The 24,681-nt window shown below is 36.3% G+C and carries 22 protein-coding genes and 1 riboswitch; of the genes, 20 read left to right on the top strand and 2 right to left on the bottom strand.

Annotated features, from left to right (window positions below; genetic code table 11):
* Window positions 1-41 precede the first annotated feature (41 nt).
* Window positions 42-980: a ribonuclease HIII gene (gene rnhC, locus GMB29_RS20700; protein WP_136351986.1), complete on the bottom strand. Its 939-nt coding sequence runs from the start codon at window positions 978-980 to the stop codon at window positions 42-44.
* Between the two features lie 171 nt (window positions 981-1,151).
* Here rnhC and zapA point away from each other — a divergent pair, with 171 nt between their 5' ends.
* From zapA to GMB29_RS20635, 13 genes are all read left to right on the top strand, one after another.
* Entirely contained in the window at window positions 1,152-1,409 is a 258-nt protein-coding gene (gene zapA, locus GMB29_RS20695; protein ID WP_136351985.1) for a cell division protein ZapA, read from the top strand.
* A 9-nt stretch (window positions 1,410-1,418) separates the two neighbouring features.
* The gene (locus tag GMB29_RS20690; protein ID WP_136351984.1) at window positions 1,419-1,958 is read left to right on the top strand and encodes a CvpA family protein; all 540 of its coding nucleotides are present in this window, start codon (window positions 1,419-1,421) and stop codon (window positions 1,956-1,958) included.
* Window positions 1,959-2,189: 231 nt separating this feature from the next.
* Window positions 2,190-3,914: a DNA polymerase/3'-5' exonuclease PolX gene (gene polX / locus GMB29_RS20685; protein ID WP_136351983.1), complete on the top strand. Its 1,725-nt coding sequence runs from the start codon at window positions 2,190-2,192 to the stop codon at window positions 3,912-3,914.
* Window positions 3,915-4,022: 108 nt separating this feature from the next.
* A complete protein-coding gene (locus tag GMB29_RS20680) occupies window positions 4,023-6,383 on the top strand; it encodes an endonuclease MutS2 (protein ID WP_136351982.1) in 2,361 nt (786 codons plus the stop codon).
* Window positions 6,384-6,397: 14 nt separating this feature from the next.
* Window positions 6,398-6,802 carry a DUF350 domain-containing protein gene (locus GMB29_RS20675; protein ID WP_136351981.1) on the top strand — a complete coding sequence of 135 codons (405 nt, stop codon included), beginning with the start codon at window positions 6,398-6,400 and terminating at the stop codon, window positions 6,800-6,802.
* A 656-nt stretch (window positions 6,803-7,458) separates the two neighbouring features.
* Window positions 7,459-9,141, top strand: coding sequence for an AMP-binding protein (locus GMB29_RS20670; protein ID WP_136352176.1), 1,683 nt, complete (start codon window positions 7,459-7,461; stop codon window positions 9,139-9,141).
* Between the two features lie 148 nt (window positions 9,142-9,289).
* Entirely contained in the window at window positions 9,290-9,877 is a 588-nt protein-coding gene (locus GMB29_RS20665) for a fatty acid metabolism transcriptional regulator FadR (RefSeq protein ID WP_136351980.1), read from the top strand.
* 225 nt (window positions 9,878-10,102) lie between these two features.
* Window positions 10,103-10,876, top strand: a complete 774-nt coding sequence (locus GMB29_RS20660) for an enoyl-CoA hydratase (protein ID WP_136351979.1) — start codon at window positions 10,103-10,105, stop codon at window positions 10,874-10,876.
* Between the two features lie 52 nt (window positions 10,877-10,928).
* On the top strand, window positions 10,929-11,702 hold the full coding sequence (locus tag GMB29_RS20655; RefSeq protein WP_136351978.1) for an electron transfer flavoprotein subunit beta/FixA family protein: 774 nt from the start codon (window positions 10,929-10,931) through the stop codon (window positions 11,700-11,702).
* Window positions 11,703-11,769: 67 nt separating this feature from the next.
* The gene (locus tag GMB29_RS20650) at window positions 11,770-12,747 is read left to right on the top strand and encodes an electron transfer flavoprotein subunit alpha/FixB family protein (protein WP_136351977.1); all 978 of its coding nucleotides are present in this window, start codon (window positions 11,770-11,772) and stop codon (window positions 12,745-12,747) included.
* Between the two features lie 180 nt (window positions 12,748-12,927).
* Window positions 12,928-13,242 carry a thioredoxin gene (trxA, locus tag GMB29_RS20645; protein WP_136351976.1) on the top strand — a complete coding sequence of 105 codons (315 nt, stop codon included), beginning with the start codon at window positions 12,928-12,930 and terminating at the stop codon, window positions 13,240-13,242.
* Between the two features lie 285 nt (window positions 13,243-13,527).
* A complete protein-coding gene (gene uvrC, locus GMB29_RS20640; RefSeq protein ID WP_136351975.1) occupies window positions 13,528-15,300 on the top strand; it encodes an excinuclease ABC subunit UvrC in 1,773 nt (590 codons plus the stop codon).
* 66 nt (window positions 15,301-15,366) lie between these two features.
* Window positions 15,367-15,545: riboswitch (Lysine riboswitch) on the top strand.
* A 285-nt stretch (window positions 15,546-15,830) separates the two neighbouring features.
* Window positions 15,831-17,060: an aspartate kinase gene (locus tag GMB29_RS20635; protein WP_136351974.1), complete on the top strand. Its 1,230-nt coding sequence runs from the start codon at window positions 15,831-15,833 to the stop codon at window positions 17,058-17,060.
* A 65-nt stretch (window positions 17,061-17,125) separates the two neighbouring features.
* Here the strand turns inward: GMB29_RS20635 and GMB29_RS20630 are convergent, their stop codons facing one another.
* The gene (locus tag GMB29_RS20630) at window positions 17,126-17,590 is read right to left on the bottom strand and encodes a YslB family protein (protein WP_136352175.1); all 465 of its coding nucleotides are present in this window, start codon (window positions 17,588-17,590) and stop codon (window positions 17,126-17,128) included.
* Between the two features lie 431 nt (window positions 17,591-18,021).
* Here GMB29_RS20630 and GMB29_RS20625 point away from each other — a divergent pair, with 431 nt between their 5' ends.
* The 7 genes from GMB29_RS20625 to GMB29_RS20595 all read left to right on the top strand — a co-directional run bounded on the left by GMB29_RS20625 (window position 18,022) and on the right by GMB29_RS20595 (window position 24,674).
* Window positions 18,022-18,630: a succinate dehydrogenase cytochrome b558 subunit gene (locus tag GMB29_RS20625; protein ID WP_136351973.1), complete on the top strand. Its 609-nt coding sequence runs from the start codon at window positions 18,022-18,024 to the stop codon at window positions 18,628-18,630.
* A gap of 33 nt (window positions 18,631-18,663) precedes the next feature.
* Entirely contained in the window at window positions 18,664-20,427 is a 1,764-nt protein-coding gene (gene sdhA / locus GMB29_RS20620) for a succinate dehydrogenase flavoprotein subunit (protein WP_136351972.1), read from the top strand.
* On the top strand, window positions 20,427-21,188 hold the full coding sequence (gene sdhB, locus GMB29_RS20615) for a succinate dehydrogenase iron-sulfur subunit (protein ID WP_136351971.1): 762 nt from the start codon (window positions 20,427-20,429) through the stop codon (window positions 21,186-21,188). Before sdhA ends, sdhB begins: the two co-directional genes overlap by 1 nt.
* An 88-nt stretch (window positions 21,189-21,276) precedes the next feature.
* A complete protein-coding gene (locus GMB29_RS20610) occupies window positions 21,277-21,729 on the top strand; it encodes an acyl-CoA thioesterase (RefSeq protein ID WP_136351970.1) in 453 nt (150 codons plus the stop codon).
* 151 nt (window positions 21,730-21,880) lie between these two features.
* Window positions 21,881-22,105: a spore germination transcription factor GerE gene (gene gerE / locus GMB29_RS20605; RefSeq protein WP_003184172.1), complete on the top strand. Its 225-nt coding sequence runs from the start codon at window positions 21,881-21,883 to the stop codon at window positions 22,103-22,105.
* A 225-nt stretch (window positions 22,106-22,330) separates the two neighbouring features.
* Window positions 22,331-23,152 (top strand): glutamate racemase, encoded by an 822-nt coding sequence (racE, locus tag GMB29_RS20600; protein WP_136351969.1) that lies wholly within the window; start codon window positions 22,331-22,333, stop codon window positions 23,150-23,152.
* A 451-nt stretch (window positions 23,153-23,603) separates the two neighbouring features.
* A complete protein-coding gene (locus GMB29_RS20595) occupies window positions 23,604-24,674 on the top strand; it encodes a GerMN domain-containing protein (RefSeq protein WP_136351968.1) in 1,071 nt (356 codons plus the stop codon).
* Window positions 24,675-24,681 lie beyond the last annotated feature (7 nt).

The following is a 24,681-nucleotide window of genomic DNA, read 5'->3' as shown; positions in this document are numbered from 1 at the left end:
GTGAAAAGGGTAAGTACATAAAAAGTGTACTTACCCTTTGTTTATTTTTTAGCTAATTTCATGGCCTTTTCCGTATTTGCAAAATGTTTTTTTGTAATGGTAGCTAAAAATTGACTTCCTTGTTTTTGAATGATCTTAGCAGCTGCGATATCGACTTGTGCGCCTGCCCCTTTTGGTAATATAACACCGGTTTTTTCGGATAGACGTTCAAATTCTTTCACGAAAGCATAACGAGCAATGATTGAAGCAGCAGCAACTGCTAAATGGACGCCTTCTGCTTTTGTAGAAAAATATATATTTTCTTTTACAACCTTTTTTCCTTGGAGGTGCTTAAAGTAAATAGCTGGTTCAGCAAACTGATCAATTAATAATCCATCTGGTTTTTCAGGGGATATTTTATTAAGTAAATGATTGATTGCTTGATTATGTAATAATGCCTTCATTTTCCCTTGTGACATACCCTGTTGCTGAAGCTCATTGTATTTTTCGTTATGAAGAACTAATAAGCTGTATGGTATCGTATGGATTAAGTCTTTAGCAATTGCCATTATTTGAGGATCCTTTAAATTTTTCGAATCTCTAACACCTAGTTCTTGTAAAAGAAGTAATTGTTCTTTTTTTACATAAGCTGCTACAACTGTGATTGGTCCAAAAAAATCACCTGTACCAACTTCATCAGATCCAATGATGGATAAACTTGAAATGTTTTTAGGAGGTACAAAACCTGTTGACGATTTTTTTAGGTTGGTCTTTACAGGCTGGTTTTCATTTCCAACTTGTAAACCCCATTTAGCAGCCTCCACTTCCGCTGTGCCGCCTTGAAATAAAACCTTTCCAGATTTATAAGCAGTAATTGTACAGCCATTCGATTTTGCTGAGAACACAGCACCCTGTGGAATTTTGTCGCTTATATTTGCTGCGTAATGAGATTTCATGCGGTTAATTGTAGTTGTATCTACTTTAATGACTGAATTTGCCAATCGTAACATCCTTTCGCGTTTGAATGAAGTGGGTATTCATTTTAGTGCTTAAATTTATGTTGTCAGAGCTGAACAAGGCGTTAGCCCTTTTAATAGTTGAACTTCTTCCCATATCATTAAGCTTCATGTTATGATAGGGAATAGGATTTGCATGAAATGGAGGATTTATCGTTGTCAAATCGCTCAAAATCGAAAACGACAGTAGATATATATGGTCAACGATTTTCAATTATTGGTACAGAAAGCACAAGTCATATTCGTGCGGTTGCGTCGATTGTTGACGATAAAATGCGAGAGATTAATAGTAAAAATCGTTCACTTGATATAAATAAACTAGCTATTTTAACAGCTGTTAATGTTGTACATGATTATTTAAAACTAAAAGAAGAATATGAAAAACTTGAGAAATCACTATTAGAAAAGGATTGAAATTAATAAATGCTAGATTTAGTCATCATTATTATTCTATTATTTGGGATACTAGTCGGTTTGAAACGCGGTTTTATCCTTCAATTTGTTCATATAACAGGTTTTATTATTTCATATATTGTAGCATATCAGTATTTTGATGATCTTGCACCGAAATTAAAATTATGGATTCCATATCCGATAACAAGTGAAAGTCCGGAAATACTGACATTACTAAACGGTGAAGATTTAGAAGGAGCATATTATCGCGCTGTCGCGTTCGTTCTATTATTTATAGGGACGAAGATTGTTATGCAAATCATTGGTTCAATGTTAGACTTTGTTGCCTTATTGCCGATCTTAAAGCAATTAAATAAATGGGCAGGTTCTATTTTAGGTTTTTTGGAAATTTATCTCATATTATTTATTTTCCTCTTCATTGGCGCACTTATGCCGATCGATCCACTCCAACAAGCATTAGACAAATCCATACTTGCCGATCTTATTGTAAATCATACACCGTATTTTTCTCACAAAGTGAATGAACTTTGGATTCAGTACATGTCATAACTTCTCTACATATTAGAGAGGTTTTTTTGTGTAAGAGAATTACTTCTGTATTACATTTTAAAAGATTATAATTAGGCTATGCTTTTCGAATGCTATCTTAATTGAAGTGGCTTGTAAAAGAAACCCAGAGCCTTTAATTAAACGAGTGGAATTTACGCAATAGATGGTTTCTGGCATAATAAATTGTACTTTTCTTTTATTTATTTGTATCATTTTTAAAGAGGTGAGAGAATGGACATTCATAAAAAAGACGTAATTCGTCTATTGGAAAAAATAGCCGTATTAATGGAACTAAAGGGAGATAATCCGTTTAAAATATCAGCATTTCGAAAAGCAGCAAACGCACTTGAAACAGATGATCGCAGTCTATCATTAATAGAAGATTTCACAACGATCACAGGAATTGGGAAAGGTACTTCTGCTGTTATTAAGGAATTTGTTGAATCAGGGAGATCTGAAGTTTTAGAACAATTACAGCAAGAGGTTCCAGCTGGGTTATTGCCATTATTAAAGTTGCCAGGTTTAGGTGGTAAAAAAATTGCTAAGCTCTATAAAGAATTACATATTGATAGTGTTGAAACGTTAAAACAAGCTTGTCAGGAAAATAAAATTCAAGGTCTAGCAGGCTTTGGGAAAAAATCAGAAGAAAAAATCCTCGCAGCCATTGAGGAAATGGGAAACCGCCCTGAACGTCTGCCACTGTCGTTTATGCTTCCTATAGCAGAGGAAATTGAAATGTACTTAGCCAAATGTACCGGGATTGAAAAGTTTTCAAGAGCAGGCAGCCTTCGCCGAATGAAAGAAACAATAAAGGATTTGGACTTTATTATCTCAACTAATGAACCAGCAGCAGTTCGAGACCAACTATTGAAAATCGAGAATCTTTCAGATGTCATTGCAAATGGAGATACGAAGGTTTCAGTCCAGTTACAATATGATTATGAAGTGAGTATTGATTTCCGCTTAGTTAAACCAGAAGAGTATGCTACAACACTTCATCATTTTACAGGTTCTAAGGAACATAATGTTAGAATGCGTCAGTTAGCAAAAGAACGTGGTGAGAAAATAAGTGAATATGGTGTCGAAAATAATGAAACAAACGAGATAAAAACTTTTGAAACGGAAGCGGAGTTTTATGAATATTTTAATCTTCCGCATTTCCCTCCAGAAATAAGAGAAGATGGTTCAGAGGTAGATTTATATAAAAAGGATATGAAGCTCATTCGTCTCGATGATATCAAAGGTGATCTCCATATGCATTCAACTTGGAGTGATGGTGCCTTCACGATACGGGAAATGGTTGAAGCCTGCCGTGAAAAAGGCTATCGTTATATTGCTATTACCGATCATTCTCAATATTTAAAGGTAGCGAATGGATTAACACCAGAGCGCCTACGAGCACAGCGTCTTGAAATAAATGCATTAAATGAAGAGTATGATGATATTACAATTCTTGCAGGCGTAGAAATGGATATTTTACCAGATGCTTCGTTAGATTATGATGATGAGCTTTTGGCTGAGATGGATCTAGTCATTGCATCGATTCACTCCAGCTTTTCAGGTTCGCGAGAAGTTATTATGAAACGATTAAAGACTGCACTGGAAAATCACCATGTCGATATCATTGCCCATCCGACAGGTCGATTAATCGGAAAAAGAAAAGGCTATGATGTAGATGTTGAGATGCTTATCCAACTAGCAAAAGAAACAGATACTGCTTTAGAATTAAATGCAAATCCTAATCGACTAGATTTATCTGCTGAACATATTAGAAAGGCACAAGCTGCTGGAGTTAAGCTTGTCATCAATACAGACGCACATAATAAAGAGATGCTTGAACATATGACAATTGGCGTCTCTACAGCGAAAAAGGGCTGGGTTGAATGTGACAATGTGATCAATACATGGGATATTGATCAATTACGAACATTTTTAAATAGGCATCATAATGAATAATTTATAAAACTAGAGCAATTGTTCGACTTTTAGCTACAGCGCCCACACCCCCGAGGAGTCGGGGGTGGTCAAGGTGCTTCCGCTTTAGTTCATAGGAGGTTTACGGTCTTGCAGCAAAAAGTATTACATGTTTTAGAATTTGAAAAAGTAAAAGACCAACTTGTTAAACATGCATCATCCTCATTGGGAAAAGAAAAGGTTAGAGAGTTAATACCATCAAGTAATTTTGATGAAGTGGTTACTTCACAGGATCAAACAGATGAAGCAGCAAAGGTCATTCGTTTAAAGGGAAATGTACCCCTAGGAGGATTAGTTGATGTTAGAGCAACTGTAAAACGGGCAAAAATCGGCGGTTTACTGAGTGCTAGTGAATTAAATGAAGTAGCAGGCACCCTTTATGCGGGACGAAATATGAAACGTTTTATAGAAAAAATGGTTGAAGAAGGAATTGAGATATACCATCTGCCAATGATTGCAGAAAAAATAGTTATCCTGCATGAGCTAGAGAAAGATATTGCAACTTGTATCGATGATAATGGGTATGTATTAGACAGTGCAAGTGAAACATTAAAAGGGATTCGCGTGCAGCTTAGAACAACAGAAGCAAGAGTGAGAGATAAGTTAGAATCGATGATTCGCTCATCTGCAGCAACTAAAATGCTCTCTGATGCGATAATCACTATCCGAAATGACCGTTTTGTCTTACCTGTTAAACAAGAATACCGTTCCTCATATGGGGGAATTGTTCATGATCAATCAAGCTCTGGTGCAACATTATTTATTGAGCCACAAGTTATCGTGGATTTAAATAATACACTTCAGCAAGCAAAAGTGAAGGAAAAGGTTGAAATTGAGCGGATTTTAAGGCTTTTATCTGACAAGGTTGCAGAAAACAGCCATGACATACTACAAAATGTATATTGTTTAGCTGAAATGGATTTTATGTTTACAAAGGCGAAATATGCAAAACAAATAAAAGGAATAAAGCCTGCTGTTAACAACGATGGGATTATAAACTTAATAAAAGCACGTCATCCTCTTTTACCAGAAAATGAAGTCGTTCCAAATGATATTGAGCTGGGTACAGACTTTACGACAATTGTTATTACTGGTCCTAATACAGGTGGAAAGACGGTTGCATTAAAAACATTAGGTTTATGTACATTAATGGCTCAAGCAGGTTTGCAAATCCCTGCACAGGATGGTTCCGAAACTGCAGTGTTTGATGCTGTCTATGCAGACATTGGTGATGAGCAATCGATTGAGCAAAGCTTAAGTACGTTTTCTTCACATATGGTGAATATTGTTGATATCCTTGATAAAGTGAATGAAAAGAGCTTAGTTCTTTTCGATGAGCTTGGAGCAGGAACAGATCCACAAGAAGGTGCTGCACTTGCGATATCTATTCTTGATGAGGTGTATGGAAGAGGAGCAAGAGTTGTGGCAACAACACATTATCCAGAATTAAAAGCATATGGCTACAACCGCAGTGGAGTCATTAATGCAAGCGTTGAATTCGATATTACAACGTTAAGTCCAACTTATAAGCTTTTAATCGGTGTCCCTGGACGAAGCAATGCGTTTGAAATTTCCAAAAGGCTGGGCTTACAAGAACATGTTATAAACATGGCAAAGGCTCAAATGAGCGACGAGCGAAACGAAGTTGATACGATGATTGCCTCCTTGGAAACGAGCAAAAAATCGGCAGAGCAAGAAAGACTGGAAGCTGAAAAAATTCGAAAAGAAGCGGAACAGCTTCATAAAGAGCTTCAACAACAAATCATTGAGTTTAATCAGCAGCGTGATGCATTATATGAAAAAGCAGAACTAAAAGCAGAGCAAAAGGTTGAAGAAGCACGTCAAGAAGCAGAGAAAATCATTCATGAGTTAAGAAGGTTAAGAAAAGAACAGCATGCTACAATAAAAGAACATGAGTTAATTGACGCACGAAAACGCTTAGAAAATGCAGTGCCAACATTTGAGAAAAGCAAAAAGGTTGAAAAGAAAGAAACGGTTAAACAAACATTTTTACCCGGTGATGAAGTAAAAGTGATAAGCTTTGATCAGAAAGGTCATTTAATTGATAAAGTAAGTGACAATGAATGGCAAGTGCAAATGGGAATAATGAAAATGAAAGTAAAAGAAAAAGATCTGCTTTATATAAAGAGAGCTAAACAGGAAGTACAAGAAAAGCCGCTGGCAACTGTAAAAGGTAAGGATTATCACGTCTCACTTGAATTAGATTTACGTGGCGAGCGCTTTGAGAATGCATTGCTTAGAGTTGAAAAATATTTAGATGATGCAGTCTTAGCTGGCTATCCAAGAGTATCGATTATTCATGGGAAAGGTACAGGGGCACTCCGAACAGGTGTGAAGGAATTATTGAAAAATCACCGGAGTGTAAAAAATACTCGTTTAGGAGAAGCCGGTGAAGGTGGTACTGGTGTAACCATTGTTGAACTCAAATAGCGAGGAGATGTATGATGAAAGAATTTTGGGAAAACGATTTAGTTCAAATTGCTGCCTACTATAGTGTTGTGGTTCTTTGCATCATTGTATTTTTAACGATATTTGAGCTTGTAACGAAATATAAAAATTGGGAAGAAATCCAAAAGGGGAACATGGCAGTAGCTATGGCAACTGGTGGGAAAATATTCGGGATAGCTAATATTTTTCGCTTTTCAATTGATCAGCACGAGAGCTTATTAGAAATGATGGGCTCAGGACTTTATGGCTTTATCCTTTTACTTTTAGGCTACTTTATTTATGAGTTTATGACACCCTCATTCAAAATTGATGAAGAAATACAAAAAGATAATCGAGCAGTAGGCTTTATTTCTCTGGTTATTTCTGTTGGATTATCATTTGTTATTGGAGCAGGGCTTTAAGGGAGAGTGCTATTTAAAAGTTGGAAACTTTAGCGAAAGTAATGTTTGTTTTATGTGGACTGTTTCTATTAATTGGAATTATTTATTTAGCATTTTTTTGAATTTTATCTATTTTAAGGGCTGTTTTCGCAAACTTTGTTGCTATTTACCAAGTAGTGCGGTGTGGTTGATTGCAGCGAGAGGATGCTTGGGCGGGCGGTGAGCCTCCTCGGCGTGAACGCCTGCATGAGTCTCACCTGTCCCGCAGCTCCCGCATGAGTCTCGCAATCTGCTCCAATCAACCTTAAATATTTTTCGTTTTAAAAGCAACAATCTCTTAGAAAATAGCCATTTTTTAGAAAAAATAAGAGCTTGACACATCAGTGTCAGGCTCTTGTTTGTTTGAGCCTGGCCAAATGCTATTTGAAAATATTTTTATTTCTGAAAATAGGAAAATCTGCTATACTTTTTATGAAGGAAAATGAGGACGGAGGACCCCTACATATTAAATCTTCATTTAGATCTTTTCATCTAATCATCACCAACCAGTCTCCCTCCCGCCAACTAAAGTAATCATTGTTAAGAGAGATCAGATCATTACACATTTTGTTGATCATCCACATAGTTGGTTGTTAATAAAATAGCGAAAGATTCGAAGGAGGAGAAAAAAGGTGGACATTCAAAAACCTTGGTTAAATCAATACCCAGAACAAATCCCTCACGAAATCAAAATCGAAGAAAAATCGCTAGATGAATATTTACAAGAGGCTGCAAGTGAATTCCCTACAAAAACAGCCATTCATTTCCTAGGAAAAGAACTTTCTTATTCTGAGCTTTACAAACAATCACTAAAATTGGCAAACTACCTTCAAGCAAAGGGATTACAAAAGGGTGATCGAGTATCAATCATGCTCCCAAATTGCCCACAAGCAGTCATTGCATATTATAGTGTGTTACTTGCAGGAGGAATCGTTGTTCAAACAAATCCACTGTACATGGAACGTGAGCTTGAATATCAGCTGAAAGATAGTGGTGCGACATTTATCATAACCTTAGATTTACTTTATCCACGTGTGTCAAAAATGAAAGCGTTAACAAATTTAAAGCATATTATTGTAACTAGTATAAAAGATTATTTGCCATTCCCTAAAAACCTTTTATATCCTCTTGTTCAAAAAAAGCAAAATCAACTTATTGTCAAAATTGAGCATCAAGGAGATACTCATTTATTTAAAAAAATTATGGATGTAGCCGAACAGACTATTAATAAAGTTGAGATGAGATCATCAGATGATATTGCACTACTTCAATATACAGGTGGAACGACAGGCTTTCCAAAAGGAGTTATGCTGACACATAAAAACATAATTGCAAATACAAAAATGTGTGCAACATGGATGTATAAATGTAAAAGAGGAGAAGAATCCATGCTAGGAATCGTTCCTTTATTCCATGTATATGGCATGACAACCGTTTTAAATTTATCTGTCATGCAAGGCTATAAAATGATCCTTTTGCCGAAGTTTGATGCATCTGAAACATTAAAAACGATTGAAAAATTAAGACCATCACTTTTTCCAGGTGCCCCGACAATTTATATTGCATTACTGAACCATCCTGATATTGAAAAATACGATCTTAAATCGATTTCTTGCTGTATAAGTGGTTCTGCTCCTCTGCCGGTTGAAATCCAAGAACAATTTGAGAAAGTAACTGGGGGGCGTGTTGTTGAGGGTTATGGATTATCAGAAGCGTCACCAGTTACACATGCAAACTTTTTTTGGGATAAAAGAAAAAAAGGCAGTATAGGTGTTCCTTGGCCGAATACAGATTCAGTTATTTTTTCTTATGAAACTGGCGGGGTTGCTGAACCAAATGAAATTGGAGAAATTGCCGTTCGGGGACCACAAGTGATGAAAGGGTATTGGAATAAGAAAGAAGAGACAGAAGCTACAATGAAAGAAGACTGGTTGCTTACTGGAGATGTTGGCTATATGGATGAGGAAGGGTATTTTTATATTATTGATCGTAAAAAAGATATGATTATTGCAGGCGGATTTAATATATATCCACGTGAAATAGAAGAAGTTCTTTATGAACATGAAAAAGTGCAAGAAGTTGTTGTTGCTGGAGTACCAGATCCTTATCGGGGAGAAACTGTTAAAGCATATATTGTATTAAAGGAAAATCAAACTGCGACAATCGAAGAAATGAATGATTATGCCCGTCAGCATCTTGCGGCTTATAAAGTACCCCGTATATATGAATTTAGAAAAGAACTTCCGAAAACCGCTGTTGGTAAAATATTAAGACGTGCACTAATTGAGGAAGAAACTGAAAAAATAAAAAATGCGAATTAATAGCCTGATGGAGGAGGAGACTTATAAAAGTCATCCTTCTCCATCAGGAATTAAATAAAGCAGAAATGAGGCTTGACAGAATGAACAGGAAAAATTAAGATGAAAATATGAATGATTATTCATTCATTTCACAAAGGAGAGTAGAACATTGAAACAGAAAAAACCAAAATATAAACAAATCATCGAAGCAGCAGTTATTGTAATAGCAGAAAATGGATATCATCAAGCACAAGTTTCGAAGATCGCAAAGCAAGCAGGAGTTGCTGATGGAACCATTTATTTATATTTTAAAAACAAAGAAGATATCCTTGTTTCACTTTTTCAAGAAAAAATGGGAATGTTTATAGAAAAAATTGAAGACGAAATAAAGTTAAAGCAATCAGCTGCAGATCAGTTATACACATTGATTGAAAAACATTTTTCATTGCTTGCTGAAGATCATCACTTAGCAATCGTTACACAGCTTGAACTAAGACAATCGAATAAGGAATTAAGACTTCGTATAAATGAAGTGCTAAAAGGCTATTTAAATGTCGTTGATAAAATTATTACTTCAGGTAAAGAGACAGGAGAATTCAGGGAAGATTTAGATCTCCGTCTTACAAGACAAATGATTTTTGGCACAATTGATGAAACGGTAACAACTTGGGTAATGAATGATCAAAAATATGATTTATCAAAACAAGCAAAGCAAGTTCATGATTTATTTATTTATGGGTTTGTAAAATCAAAATGAAGTTTTTCTCACGAAATCTGACACGAATAGACATTGAACCGTTTTTCAGATTCGAGAATAAAAGAACGACCGCTTATAGAAGGCACAATTTATTATAAAAAAAGTAATTTAAGAAGGTCAAAGTCAATTCATTTATGAAAAAATGTTGTCCTAATAATGGAGTATTTTTTCATCATATTTCAATATACATGATAGTAACAGACGTAAAATACGAGGAGGATATGGATGGAGTTTTTAAAACTAAATAAAGAAAATTTTATTGCTGTAGTTTCTATAAATCATGCGCCTGCAAATTCATTATCGTCATCAGTGTTGATAGAGCTTTCACAATTGTTTGATGAACTTGAAACAGACAATGAGGTTCGTGCGATTGTATTACATGGGGAAGGACGTTTTTTCTCTGCCGGAGCAGATATAAAAGAATTTGTCGGTGTTCCTTCAGGGAAGGAATTTACGATATTATCTCAGCGAGGTCAGCAATTGTTTGAACGAATTGAAAATTACCAAAAGCCAGTAATTGCAGCCATACATGGTGCAGCATTAGGTGGTGGCTTAGAGCTAGCAATGTCCTGTCATCTTCGACTTGTAACAGAGGAGGCAAAATTGGGCTTGCCGGAAGCACAACTCGGCCTAATACCAGGATTTGGCGGAACTCAAAGATTACCTAAATACGTAGGAACTGGTCGGGCATTAGAAATGATGCTTTCAAGTGAACCTATTTTAGGCAGAGAAGCTGTTAAACTTGGACTTGCTAACCATGCATACTCTGAAGAGACGATACTAGAGGCAGCAAAAAGTCTGGCTGGTAAGTTTGCACAGAAAAGTCCGCTATCTGTGAAGTATATTATTTCTTTGCTTCAAGCAGGAAAAACGCTTACATACCAAGAAGCTATTAAACAAGAGTCAGTGTGGTTTGGTGATATTTTTGAAAGTGCTGATGCAAAAGAGGGGATTTCAGCATTTGTTGAGAAAAGAAAACCAAATTTCATTGGAGAATAACAAGGGATGACAACATTGGAAAAGATTAAATGAAAACATGGGGGAATGGGAAATGAATATCTTCGTATTAATGAAAAGAACATTTGACACAGAAGAAAAAATTGCTGTTAAAAATGGACAAATTAATGATGATGGAGCAGAATTTATCATTAATCCTTATGATGAATATGCAATCGAAGAAGCAATTCAATTACGTGACGCTCATGGCGGTGAAGTGACGGTCATTACAATTGGCGGGGAAGAGTCTGAGAAAGAATTAAGGACAGCTTTAGCAATGGGGTGTGATAAAGCTGTGTTAATTAATACAGAAGAAGAGTTGGAAGCAGGAGATCAATTTACGACATCTAGAATTTTAGCTGAATTTTTTAAAGATAAAGAGGCAGATATCATCCTAGGCGGTAATGTTGCCATTGATGGTGGTTCAGGTCAGGTGGGACCACGTTTAGCTGAATTATTAAATATATCATATGTAACAACAATTACGAAGCTCGAAATCGATGGAAATAAAGCAACTGTTGTCCGAGACGTTGAAGGTGATTCAGAAGTAATTGAAACGACATTGCCTTTATTAGTAACAGCGCAGCAAGGTTTAAATGAACCGCGTTATCCATCACTACCAGGAATAATGAAGGCGAAGAAAAAGCCTCTTGATGAGCTTGAATTAGATGATCTTGATTTAGAAGAAGCTGATGTAGCACCAAAAACAAAAACCATAGAAATTTTCTTACCAATGAAAAAAGAAGCAGGTAAGGTTTTAGAGGGTGAGTTGGATGCACAAGTAAAAGAATTAGTATCACTCTTACGTAACGAGGCAAAGGTCATTTAACAAACTAAACAGTATGGCAACTTTGGGAGAATGAAACGAATCAAATAATTGAACAGGGGGAAATATCATGGCAAGAAAAGTACTTGTATTAGGTGAGGTTCGTGATCAAGCATTACGTAATGTTTCTTTTGAAGCAATTGCTGCAGGCAAGGTTGTATCAGAAGGAGGAGAAGTTGTTGCTGTTTTAGTTGGTGAAGGTGTGGCATCTCTATCCTCAGAACTTATTCAATATGGTGCTGATCGTGTAGTTGCGGTTGAAAATACTAAGCTTAATACATATACACCTGATGGCTATTCACAGGCTGTTTTAGCTGTTATTCAAGAAGAAAAACCTGAAGGGATTGTATTTGGACACACAGCTTTAGGAAAAGATTTATCACCTAAAATTGCTGCCAAATTAAACTCTGGATTAATTTCTGATGCAACGGCAATTGAAGTGGCTGGTGAGAATGTTGTCTTCACAAGGCCAATATATTCGGGAAAAGCATTTGAAAAGAAAATTGTAACAGATGGCATAATTTTTGCTACAATCCGGCCAAATAATATTGCACCTTTAGAAAAGGATGAAGAAAGAAGCGGCGAAACAACTGTATTATCAGTAGATATAAAAGATTTACGTTCGATCGTGAAAGAAGTTGTACGTAAAGCATCTGAAGGAGTAGATTTATCTGAAGCAAAAGTCGTCATTGCTGGTGGACGTGGAGTAAAAAGTGAAGCAGGTTTCGAACCATTAAAAGAATTAGCTGCTGTTTTAGGTGGTGCCGTCGGTGCTTCGCGCGGGGCATGTGATGCAGAGTACTGTGATTATTCATTACAGATAGGCCAAACTGGAAAGGTTGTTACACCAGATTTATATATTGCATGTGGAATTTCCGGGGCAATCCAACATTTAGCTGGAATGTCCAATTCAAAAGTAATTGTGGCAATAAATAAAGATCCTGAAGCTAACATTTTTAAAGTGGCAGATTACGGGATTGTTGGTGATCTATTTGAAGTAGTCCCATTGCTAACAGAAGAGTTTAAAAAATTAAACGTCCATGCATAATACGAAAATAATGAGCACGCATAATTGCGTGCTTTATTTATGATAGGAAAATATTCTAAGAAAAAACAATGTTTTGTTAACAGAACATAGGGAAAAGTATTAGTGAAGCAAAATGGTAGCTAAGTTCGTAAGTGGATGCTATACTAAAACATATTTTAGCCTTATATAGGAGGAATGAAAATGGCAATAACACATGCTACTGATCAAACATTTTTAAACGAAACGAAAGAAGGCGTTGTATTAGTCGACTTTTGGGCACCATGGTGCGGACCTTGTAAAATGATCGCTCCAGTTCTAGAAGAACTTGACGGAGATATGGGAGATAAAGTAAAGATCGTCAAAGTTGATGTTGACGAAAACCAAGAAACTGCTGGCAAATTCGGAGTTATGAGCATCCCTACTCTTCTTGTCTTAAAAGATGGAGAAGTTGTTGATAAAGCTGTTGGTTACCAGCCAAAAGAAGCACTTGCTGAAGTATTAAATAAACACGTGTAAAATTTTAGGGATTGACTTCTGTCAGTCCCTTTTTAAAATGAAAAGAAGAATAATGTGCTAAAAATAGATATCCTATTTCGAGATAACACATTTGCAAAAAGTACAACTTACCAAAAACGTTTGTCGGAAAAGAACGTAAATCATTTGGGACTGTATAAAGTCTTGCTGAGACGAATAGATAAAGTCATGTTAAAATGACAAAGATAGACAATAATCCGCTGCTATACATTACTTTATAGTCGGGGATTATTGTCTATATAATTTTTACCAAAAGGGGTGTCTGCTATGATCGATCAATTAAGGGAAAAGCTTGCACTTCTTCCTGATCAGCCAGGCTGTTATATCATGAAAGATCGTCAAGGAACAGTTATATATGTCGGCAAAGCCAAAGTATTAAGAAACAGAGTACGTTCCTATTTTAGAGGATCACATGATGGGAAAACATTACGATTAGTAAACGAAATTGTTGATTTTGAATATATTGTTACTTCATCAAACTTAGAGGCACTAATTTTAGAATTAAATTTAATTAAAAAGTATGATCCAAAATATAATGTGATGTTAAAGGATGATAAAACATATCCATTTATAAAAATTACAAATGAACGTCATCCGCGGTTACTTGCAACGAGAAAAGTTAAAAAAGACAAGGGCAAGTATTTTGGCCCATACCCAAACGTACAATCTGCTCGTGAGACAATCAAACTTCTAGATCGGTTATATCCACTAAGAAAATGTTCCACATTACCTGATCGAGTCTGTCTTTATTATCACATGGGACAATGCTTAGCACCATGTGTAAAAGATGTTTCAGAAGAAACGAATCGTCAGATGGTAGAAGAAATCACCAAATTTCTTAATGGCGGATATAAAAACATTAAAGAAGAGCTAACGGAAAAAATGGTCAAAGCATCAGAAGCATTAGAATTCGAACGTGCGAAGGAATTCCGTGACCAAATCCTCCATATTGAAGCAACGATGGAAAAGCAAAAAATGACGCTAAATGACTTTGTTGATCGTGATGTGTTTGGGTATGCCTATGATAAAGGGTGGATGTGTGTTCAAGTCTTCTTCATTCGCCAAGGTAAGTTAATTGAACGCGAAGTATCAATGTTCCCGATATATGATAGTCCGGAGCAAGAGTTTTTAACGTATCTAGGGCAATTTTATTTGAAAGCAAATCACTTTGTTCCAAAGGAAATATTATTACCAGATAGTATTGAAAATGGATTAGTCGAGCAGCTTTTAGATGTAACAACATTACAGCCAAAGCGAGGTAAAAAGAAGGATTTAATTTTATTGGCACATAAAAATGCAAAGATCGCGCTTAAAGAAAAATTCTTTTTAATTGAACGTGATGAAGAAAGAACCATAAAAGCTGTTGAAAACCTTGGTGATAAACTTGGCATTCATACACCACACCGCATTGAGGCATTTGATAATTCTAATATTCAAGGAACAGATCCTGTATCAGCAATGGTTGTTTTTGAAGATGGAAAACCAGCTAAAAAGCATTACAGAAAATATAAAATAAAAGGTGTTCAAGGTCCTGATGACTACGAATCTATGAGAGAGGTTGTTAGAAGACGATATAGTCGTGCACTTAAAGAAGAACTTCCATTACCAGACCTAGTCATTATTGATGGAGGAAAAGGACATTTAGCTGCTGCCCAAGATGTTCTGGAAAATGAGTTAGCCCTTAATATCCCTGTTGCAGGTCTTGTAAAAGATGATAAACATCGAACTTCTGAGTTACTTATTGGATCTCCGCCTGTCTTTATCCAATTGGAGAGAAATAGTCAGGAATTTTATCTACTTCAACGAATTCAAGATGAAGTTCATCGTTTTGCCATCACATTTCATCGTCAGCTCCGCGGTAAAAATGCATTTCAATCTGTTTTAGACGAAATTCCAGGTGTAGGGGCACAACGAAAGAAATTGCTTTTAAAACATTTCGGATCTTTAAAGAAAATGAAAGAAGCAAGTATTGAGCAGTTTAAAGAAGCTGGAATGCCTGAGAATCTTGCCAAACAAATCGTTGAGTATCTAAAAGAATAGGTTGTTATTTTCGGTATTATCTGATAGGATATTAATTAATTTCATACTTTGATCGTAAGTTTGTTAAATGATGGTAGAGGTGCGAATTTCAAGAGTAACCAGTTCGAGGAGAATGGTATCCAAGGACAGCTGGTGAAAGGGGTATTCGCCGAAGTGATTAAAGCACCATTTGCTTTATTTGCTGGTTTTACATTTAAGAGATGTAAAATTGTCAAGAAAAATTTTCTTGGAGAGCTATCTCATTGTAAGAAACGAAGTTTGTTTCGTTTTTATAAGCAATGGGATGTTTTTCGTCTCATTGCTTTTTTTATTGCTTAGGAAATGATCTAGCTCTTGAACTGTGGATAAGCACATGGCATCCAGAACCGTTATTTTGAACAAAGTGCATTCAAAATGCAATTTGTGCGTATTTTGACTTTCGACAGTCTCGATTTGTCGGTGATGGTGACGCGCCTGCGCTTTTGAAAGAGACTCTAACCTTTTTATCAGACATATCCGATCATTGAATATAACAGAAGGGTGAGATTGTGTTGGGTATAATTGTTCAAAAATTCGGTGGTACCTCAGTCGGTACTGTTGAAAGAATTCTTAATGTTGCAAACCGTGTTATTCAAGAGAAAGAGAATGGGAATGATGTCGTTGTTGTTGTTTCAGCAATGGGTAAATCGACAGATCATCTTGTAGAACTTGCAGGACAAATAACCTCAAAACCTAATAAAAGGGAAATGGATATGCTTCTTACAACTGGTGAACAAGTTACAATTTCCTTATTATCAATGGCACTTCAGGAAAAAGGTTATCAAGCTATTTCGTTTACAGGATGGCAAGCAGGTATTGAAACAGAAGCAAGTCATGGAAATGCAAGAATTACTAATATTAATACAGACCAAATATTAAAGGAATTAGCTGAGGAGAAAATAGTCGTTGTCGCTGGATTTCAAGGTGTGTCAGATGAGAATCAAATTACAACATTAGGCAGGGGCGGTTCTGATACTACTGCAGTTGCACTAGCTGCCGCTTTAAAAGCGGATAAATGTGATATTTATACAGATGTAACAGGTGTTTACACAACAGACCCAAGGTATGTGAAGGGTGCTCGCAAACTTGAGACTATTTCCTATGATGAAATGCTTGAGTTGGCTAATTTGGGGGCAGGTGTTTTACATCCGCGTGCAGTAGAATTTGCAAAAAACTACAATGTATTGTTAGAAGTTCGTTCCAGTATGGAAAATGAAAGAGGGACGATAATTGGGGAGGAATCAAACATGGAAGAAAACTTAATCGTTAGAGGTATTGCATTTGAAGATCAAGTAACAAGAGTATCAGTATTAGGTTTACCTAATGAATTACCGACACTTTCTACTATTTTTTCAAGATTAGCTAATCACGGAATAAATGTTGATATTATCATACAAAATACAACGAGTGTTAATAAAACATCGATATCATTTTCTATTAAAACAAGTGATCTTGATGATACAAATACAATTCTTAAGCAACTTAAAGCTGACCTAAATTATGAGAGAATTGAAGTAGAATCAGGACTTGCAAAAGTATCAATTGTGGGTTCTGGTATGGTTTCAAACCCTGGTGTTGCAGCTGAAATGTTTGCTGTGTTAGCTGGTCAGGGAGTTGAAGTGAAAATGGTGAGTACTTCGGAAATAAAGGTTTCAACAGTAATTGCTCAAGAACAAATGGTTCCTGCTGTTGATGTGCTTCACAGTACATTCGAACTATCTAAAGAAGTAACGAGAATATAATAGAATAGTGAGGGGGGCACTTATGTGCAACCCCCTGCTATAAAATTAGCTCATAATGAGTGACATTACAATTTTCGATTGCTTCTTTTACCTATTGGATGTTGTTCTTCAAGTATGTCTTTATGGTCCCATTTAACTGTGAATACAACTTTATTGGCACGTTTTTTAACTTGTTCATATGTTTCAGTTATGTGCTTATTGATTGCTTGGAGCTGTTCTGCAATGAAGCCGGCTTCTAATTGAAAGGTGTATTCATTAGCTTTATTAAATCGGATTGAAATGAGCTCTCCATGCAGCTCAAATTCCATTTCATTATTTTTTTTATGTAGTAAGGTAAGTGTACCCCAACCTGCTGATTCAAAAAAAGCGGAGATCTCATCAATTGTATCGACCGGATATTTACGAGCTAATCCTTTGCCGGCCCAATAAAGCATTTGAGCATGATCCTGACCAAGTATATCTGGGAGCAAGACCTCTCTAAGTAATTCAAAACCGAATGCTGGTACTTGGATATCTTTTAATTCTTCCATATTTACAAGGATTGATTGTTTATTCACGGTATTCCCCTCTTTCTCTGCTTTATTATATAACAAGAACTACTATGAAAAACATGTAATATGAATTAAAAATCAAATTATTGTACAATTGTTAAGCCACAATCTTAGGGAAAAATACTGCGATTAATTAAAATTAAAGATTTGTCGAAAAATTAAAATTTATGAACGCGTTTTCTTGACGCTTAAACTTTATGGGAGTAAAATGAATTTGTCACATTTTATCTCTACTTAACTGGTAGATTATTAGTTACATACTGCCTGTTACCACCCAGGATATTTTCTATATCTTCACGGTGACTACCCTATGATAATAGATTAAGTTTACCTTGAAATGATGAACGGGTGGAAAATTAAAAAATGAGTCAAAAACGTGGGCGCAATAATGATACTAGGGGGTAAGTTTAATGGCTGGAAACAAAGAGTTTGTAAATCGCAGACTGCACTCACTACTGGGAGTAATCCCTGTAGGCCTCTTTTTAGTTCAGCATCTTGTTGTCAATCACTTTGCTACAAGAGGGGCAGAAGCATTTAATAATGCAGCACATTTTATGGAGATGCTGCCGTTTAGGTATGTATTGGAAATCGTAATTATTTTCCTTCCGCTTTTATATCATGCTATTTACGGAGTTTACATTGCATTCACAGCGAAAAACAATGTAAGCAATTATGGTTTTCTACGCAACTGGCTATTTTTACTTCAGCGTGTAACAGGTATTATAACATTCATCTTTATTGCTTGGCACGTCTGGGAAACTAGAATAGCAGCTGCACTTGGTGCAGAAGTAAACTATGATATGATGGCTTCGATTTTAAGTAGTCCATTTATGCTAGTATTCTATTTAATTGGGGTTATTTCTACAATCTTCCATTTTGCTAATGGGTTATGGTCGTTTGCAGTAAGCTGGGGAATTACAGTTACTCCGCGCTCACAAGTTATTTCCACATACGTAACGCTTGCAATATTTGTGGCGCTTACGATCGTAGGTGTTCGAGCAATTTTTGCATTCGTTTAATTCAGCATTAGCTATTAAAAGGAGTGGGCAATAATGAGTAAAAGTAAAATTATCGTTGTCGGAGGCGGACTAGCTGGTTTGATGGCTACTGTCAAAGCCGCTGAAGCCGGCGTTCAAGTAGATTTATTTTCATTAGTACCTGTTAAACGTTCTCACTCTGTGTGTGCACAGGGAGGAATTAACGGTGCAGTTAATACAAAAGGTGAAGGTGATTCACCTTGGGAGCATTTTGATGATACGGTATACGGTGGAGATTTCTTAGCGAATCAGCCGCCTGTTAAAGCATTAGCTGAAGCAGCACCAGGCATCATACACTTATTTGACCGAATGGGTGTTATGTTTAATCGTACTCCTGAAGGATTACTAGATTTTAGACGATTTGGCGGAACTCAATATCATCGTACTGCCTTTGCAGGTGCGACAACTGGACAACAGTTATTATATGCATTGGACGAGCAGGTTAGAAGACATGAAGTAGCTGGTCTAGTTACAAAATATGAAGGCTGGGAATTTTTAGGTGCGGTAATTGATGATGATGGCGTTTGCCGCGGAATTACTTCACAAAATCTTACTACTATGCAAATAGAATCATTCCGCTCTGATGCAGTTATTATGGCTACTGGCGGTCCTGGTATTATCTTTGGTAAATCAACAAACTCAGTTATTAATACTGGATCTGCTGCATCAATTGTTTATCAGCAAGGTGTAACTTATGCTAACGGTGAATTTATTCAAATCCATCCAACAGCAATCCCTGGTGATGATAAACTCCGTCTTATGAGTGAGTCAGCTCGTGGTGAAGGTGGACGAGTTTGGACGTATAAAGATGGTAAACCATGGTATTTCTTAGAAGAAAAGTACCCTGCATATGGAAATCTAGTTCCACGTGATATCGCAACACGTGAAATCTTTGATGTTTGTGTGAATCAAAAGCTAGGTATAAACGGAGAAAACATGGTGTACCTAGATCTTTCACATAAAGATCCGAAAGAGCTCGATATTAAATTGGGCGGAATTATAGAAATCTATGAGAAATTTGCTGGTGAGGATCCACGTAAAGTTCCGATGAAAATCTTCCCTGCTGTTCACTACTCAATGGGTGGACTTTGGGTTGATTATGATCAAATGACAAACATTCCTGGTTTATTTGCTGCTGGTGAGTGTGATTACTCAATGCACGGTGCAAACCGTTTAGGAGCAAACTCACTACTCTCAGCTATTTATGGTGGAATGGTTGCTGGTCCTAATGCAGTTAAATATATCAATGGTCTTAAAAAGAGTGCAGAGGATCTTTCTTCTACATTGTTTGACGGTTATGTGAAACAACAAGAAGAAAAATGGCAAAACATTATGAAGCTTGATGGAAATGAAAATGCATATGTTCTTCATAAGGAATTAGGAGAATGGATGACTGATAATGTTACGGTTGTTCGTTACAATGATAAACTTCTTAAAACAGATGAGAAGATTCAAGAACTTATGGAACGTTACGATAAGATTAATATTAATGATACAGCTAAATGGAGTAACCAAGGTGCTGCATTTACTCGTCAGTTACAAAATATGCTTCAATTAGCTCGTGTTATTACACTCGGTGCTTACAATCGTAATGAGAGTCGTGGAGCACACTATAAACCAGAATTCCCTGATCGTAATGATGAGGACTTCTTAAAAACAACCATGGCTACACATACAGGAGAACGTACAGCTCCTGAATTTAAGTATGAAGAAGTTGACGTATCATTAATTACACCACGTAAACGTGATTACTCAAAAAGTAAAGAGGGGGAGAAATAATGAGCGAGAATAAAGTAGTCCAATTTATTATTACTCGACAAGATTCACCTGAAGCAGCCCCTTACCAGGAAAAATTCGAAGTTCCATATCGACCAAATATGAACGTTATATCGGCATTAATGGAAATTCGCAGAAATCCTGTAACTGTTGAAGGAAAGCAAACAGCACCTATCTCTTGGGATATGAACTGTCTAGAAGAAGTATGTGGAGCATGCTCGATGATCATTAATGGGAAGCCGCGTCAATCTTGTTCAGCACTAATTGATCAATTAGAACAGCCGATCCGACTTGAACCGATGCGTACATTCCCAGTTGTTCGTGACTTACAAGTTGATCGTAAGCGCATGTTTGACTCACTTAAGAAAGTAAAGGCATGGATTCCAGTAGATGGAACATATGATTTAGGTCCTGGACCACGTATGCCTGAGAAAAAACGTCAATGGGCATACGAACTTTCAAAATGTATGACTTGTGGTGTATGTTTAGAAGCATGTCCAAATGTAAATAGCAAATCTAATTTTATTGGTCCAGCTCCACTATCTCAAGTACGTTTATTTAATGCACACCCAACTGGTGAAATGAATAAATCAGATCGTCTTGAAGCAATTATGGGTGACGGCGGATTAGCTAACTGCGGTAATTCACAAAACTGTGTTCAATCATGTCCTAAAGGTATTCCTTTGACAACATCGATTGCTGCTTTAAACCGCGATACAGCAATCCAATCTTTCCGAAATTTCTTTGGAAGCGACCAAGGATAATATACTAAAATGAGTTAGGACTGACCTCTTGAAGGCCAGTCCTTTTTCTATATTTATCAAACGAATCTTATTTAAAGGAATGGGAAAAATGAAAAATATTTCATATATAGATCACTTAGATGAGACATATCTAAACAGTTTTACTTTTTCAACTCAAATAAAAATTCGCTTTTGTGAAACAGATATGTTTGGACATATGAACAATACCGTTCCATTTACATATTTTGAAATAGGAAGAATTGAGTTTTTTAAAAGCGTTGGATTAATGCAACAATGGCTGAGTTCAAATGGAGAAAGGATTCCAGTAGTAGCAGACTTACAATGTAATTTTCTACATCAAGCTTTTTTTGATGAAAATCTCACATTATTTGTGAAAGTAAATCAAATTGGAACTTCATCTGTTGATCTCCATTATCTAGGGAAAAATGAAAGTGGTAAAAGTCTATTTGTTGGCCGTGGAACGATGGTACAAATTTCAAAGCATACAGGAAAAAGTGTTCCATGGTCTGAAGAAGATATAATGCTGTTAAAAAACAAATAGAACAAATAGCTCCGAAAATTAGACGCTTATAAAACTTACTATTTTATCATCTTTCTGTCACAGAGTTTCTATGTACCACATAATATATGTTGACTAAATATATACCCACACGTTAGACCAGCTCTCACCTTAGCAAGGAGGGTTACAATACTTGAAAGAGAAAGAGTTTCAATCAAAGCCACTACTCACGAAAAGAGAGAGAGAAGTATTCGAATTGTTAGTTCAAGATAAAACCACAAAAGAGATTGCTAGCGAGCTCTTCATAAGCGAAAAAACGGTTCGAAACCATATCTCGAATGCGATGCAAAAGCTTGGTGTTAAGGGACGTTCTCAAGCAGTTGTTGAGCTCCTTCGAATGGGTGAACTAGAGCTCTAATTAATACCGGCTAGCCTTTTAAGTAAGGAAGCCGGTTATTATCATTTGGAAGCCAATAAATAAATATGTAACTTGCATTTTTTGATAAAAACGTGGAAAATATGATATGTTATTGCGTAAATGACCCAAAAGAATGTAGTGATATACGAATAAATATATAATATATGCTTTAAGGTTGTTAGTTTAAGTGTCAACATGAAATGAGAGAAGAATGAGGGAAATTAATTGAAAAGTCCAATCGGTGTCATTGATTCTGGAGTAGGCGGATTAACTGTTGCAAAAGAAATCATGAGACAATTACCAAAAGAAGAAATTATATACTTAGGTGATACAGCACGTTGTCCGTATGGACCTAGACCTGCTGAAGAGGTTCTTCGTTTCACATGGGAGATGACGAATTACTTATTAGAAAATCATCATATCAAAATGCTAGTCATTGCATGCAATACGGCTACAGCAATTGCTTTACAAGAAATTCAAGAAAAAATTGATATACCTGTTATTGGAGTCATCTTTCCTGGAGCTCGAACTGCTATTAAAGTAACAAATAACGACCATATTGGTGTTATTGGGACGATTAATACGATAAAGAGTGCTGCATATGAGACTGCATTAAAAACATTAAATAATAGTTTAACAGTTGAGGGCTTAGCATGTCCGAAATTTGTCCCATTAGTTGAAAGTGGCGAATTTGATGGAGTAGAAGCGAAACGAATTGTTGAAGAATCATTAGAGCCTTTAAAAGATTCTACCATAGATACTTTAATTCTCGGCTGCACGCATTATCCAATTCTACAGACACAAATTGAGGAGTATATGGGACAAGCAGTGAATATTATTTGCTCTGGTGATGAAACGGCTAGAGAGGTTAGTACAATTCTATCTTATAAAAAAGCTTTAAACCAATCCTCTGGAAAGAAAAAGCATGTATTTTTAACAACAGGTTCACAGCAGTTATTTGAAAAAATTGCATCTAAATGGTTTGAGCATCCAATTGAAAATGTTAGATCCATTTCATTAGATAATATTGAAAATGTAAAATTATAAAACGAACAATTCAAACACAGTGTCAGTGGGCATTGTGTTTTTTTTATTCATATAAGAAGTTATAGGTCTGGAAAAAAGTTTTAACCTTCGGAGCTAAACAGGCATTTCCGCTTTTCATTGTCTAGCTGCAACGCCTAGCCCCTCGGGGTCATAAGCCACACCATAATTGAAGGTAAAGAAAACCTTCTATTATGGTGCGGCTTATGCCTGTCGGGGCTGAACAAGGCGTTTCCGCTTTTCGGATTGTCTAGCTGCAACGCCTAGCCCCTCGAGGTCATAAGCCAATTAGGAATTGAAGGTAAAGTGCACACCTTCTATTCCTAATCGTCTTATGCTTGTCGGGGCTAAACAGGCGTTTCCGCTTTTCGATAAAAGTTTGTACAAAAAATCGGTCTAAAACGATTCATAGCTCGTATACATAGTAGTACAAACTGCCTTTGGAGGGATTTTAATGTCTAAATACAACAAACAGATAGCAATCACAGTCATTGCGTCATCCATGTTACTCTCTGGTTGTGGTTTATTCAATGCGGACCAAGCAAAAAAAGAGATTGATCCACCACAAGATGTGACATTAACAGAAGATGTAGAACAACTGCAATCGGAAGGACAAGAGGGAGACGTAAAAGGTGAAGAAGCAGCTGAGAAGGTAACAAATCAATTATTTTTAATTGATAAAAATGGATTTGTTGTTCCATATGCAGTGACTCTTCCAGAAACGAAAAGTGTAGCAAAACAAGCATTAGAATACTTAGTAGAGGGTGGACCTATTTCGAATATGCTTCCAAACGGGTTTCGAGCAGTTCTGCCTCCAGACACACAAGTATTAGGAGTCGACATTAAAGATGGTGTTGCAATTGCAGATTTTTCTAAGGAATTTAATACCTATAAAAAAGAAGACGAGGCCAGGATTTTACAAGCGATTACGTGGACACTCACGCAGTTTGATACCGTTAAAACGGTGAAAATATGGGTGAATGGGCATGAACAAAAGGAAATGCCTGTTAATGGTACACCAATTCAAGACGGTGTTAGTAGAGAGATTGGTATAAATCATGATTCTAGTGATGTAGTCGATATAACAAATACACATCCATTAACGGTTTACTACATGGCAGATTCAGATGGACAACAGTATTATGTTCCAGTGACAAAGCGTGTTAGCAATACAGAAACAGATCCAATTGTGTCAGCAGTTGAAGAATTAGCTAAGGGACCTAATCTATCTACAGGACTGCTAAGTGGTTTCCAAAATGAGGTTGAATTACTAAGTGCTCCAAAATATGAAGATGGAAAAGTCACATTAGATTTTAATGAAGCGATCTACGGAAGCCTTGATGAAGAACAAAAAATCATATCATCTCAAGCACTTCAATCACTTGTCCTAACGTTAACTGAACAAAAAGGAATCGAAAGTGTGGCTGTTACAGTTAAAGGGAAAGCGGATTTGTTAAAAGAAAATGGAGAAAAATTAACAGAACCCGTAACGAGGCCAGCCAAAGTAAACACCGGTAGTTTTTAATCACTAG

It is taken from the genome of Metabacillus sediminilitoris, from assembly GCF_009720625.1.
In the GTDB taxonomy this organism is placed as follows: Bacteria; Bacillota; Bacilli; order Bacillales; family Bacillaceae; genus Metabacillus; species Metabacillus sediminilitoris.
Note: the sequence above shows the minus strand (reverse complement) of the source record. Positions and strands in the feature narration are given on the sequence as shown.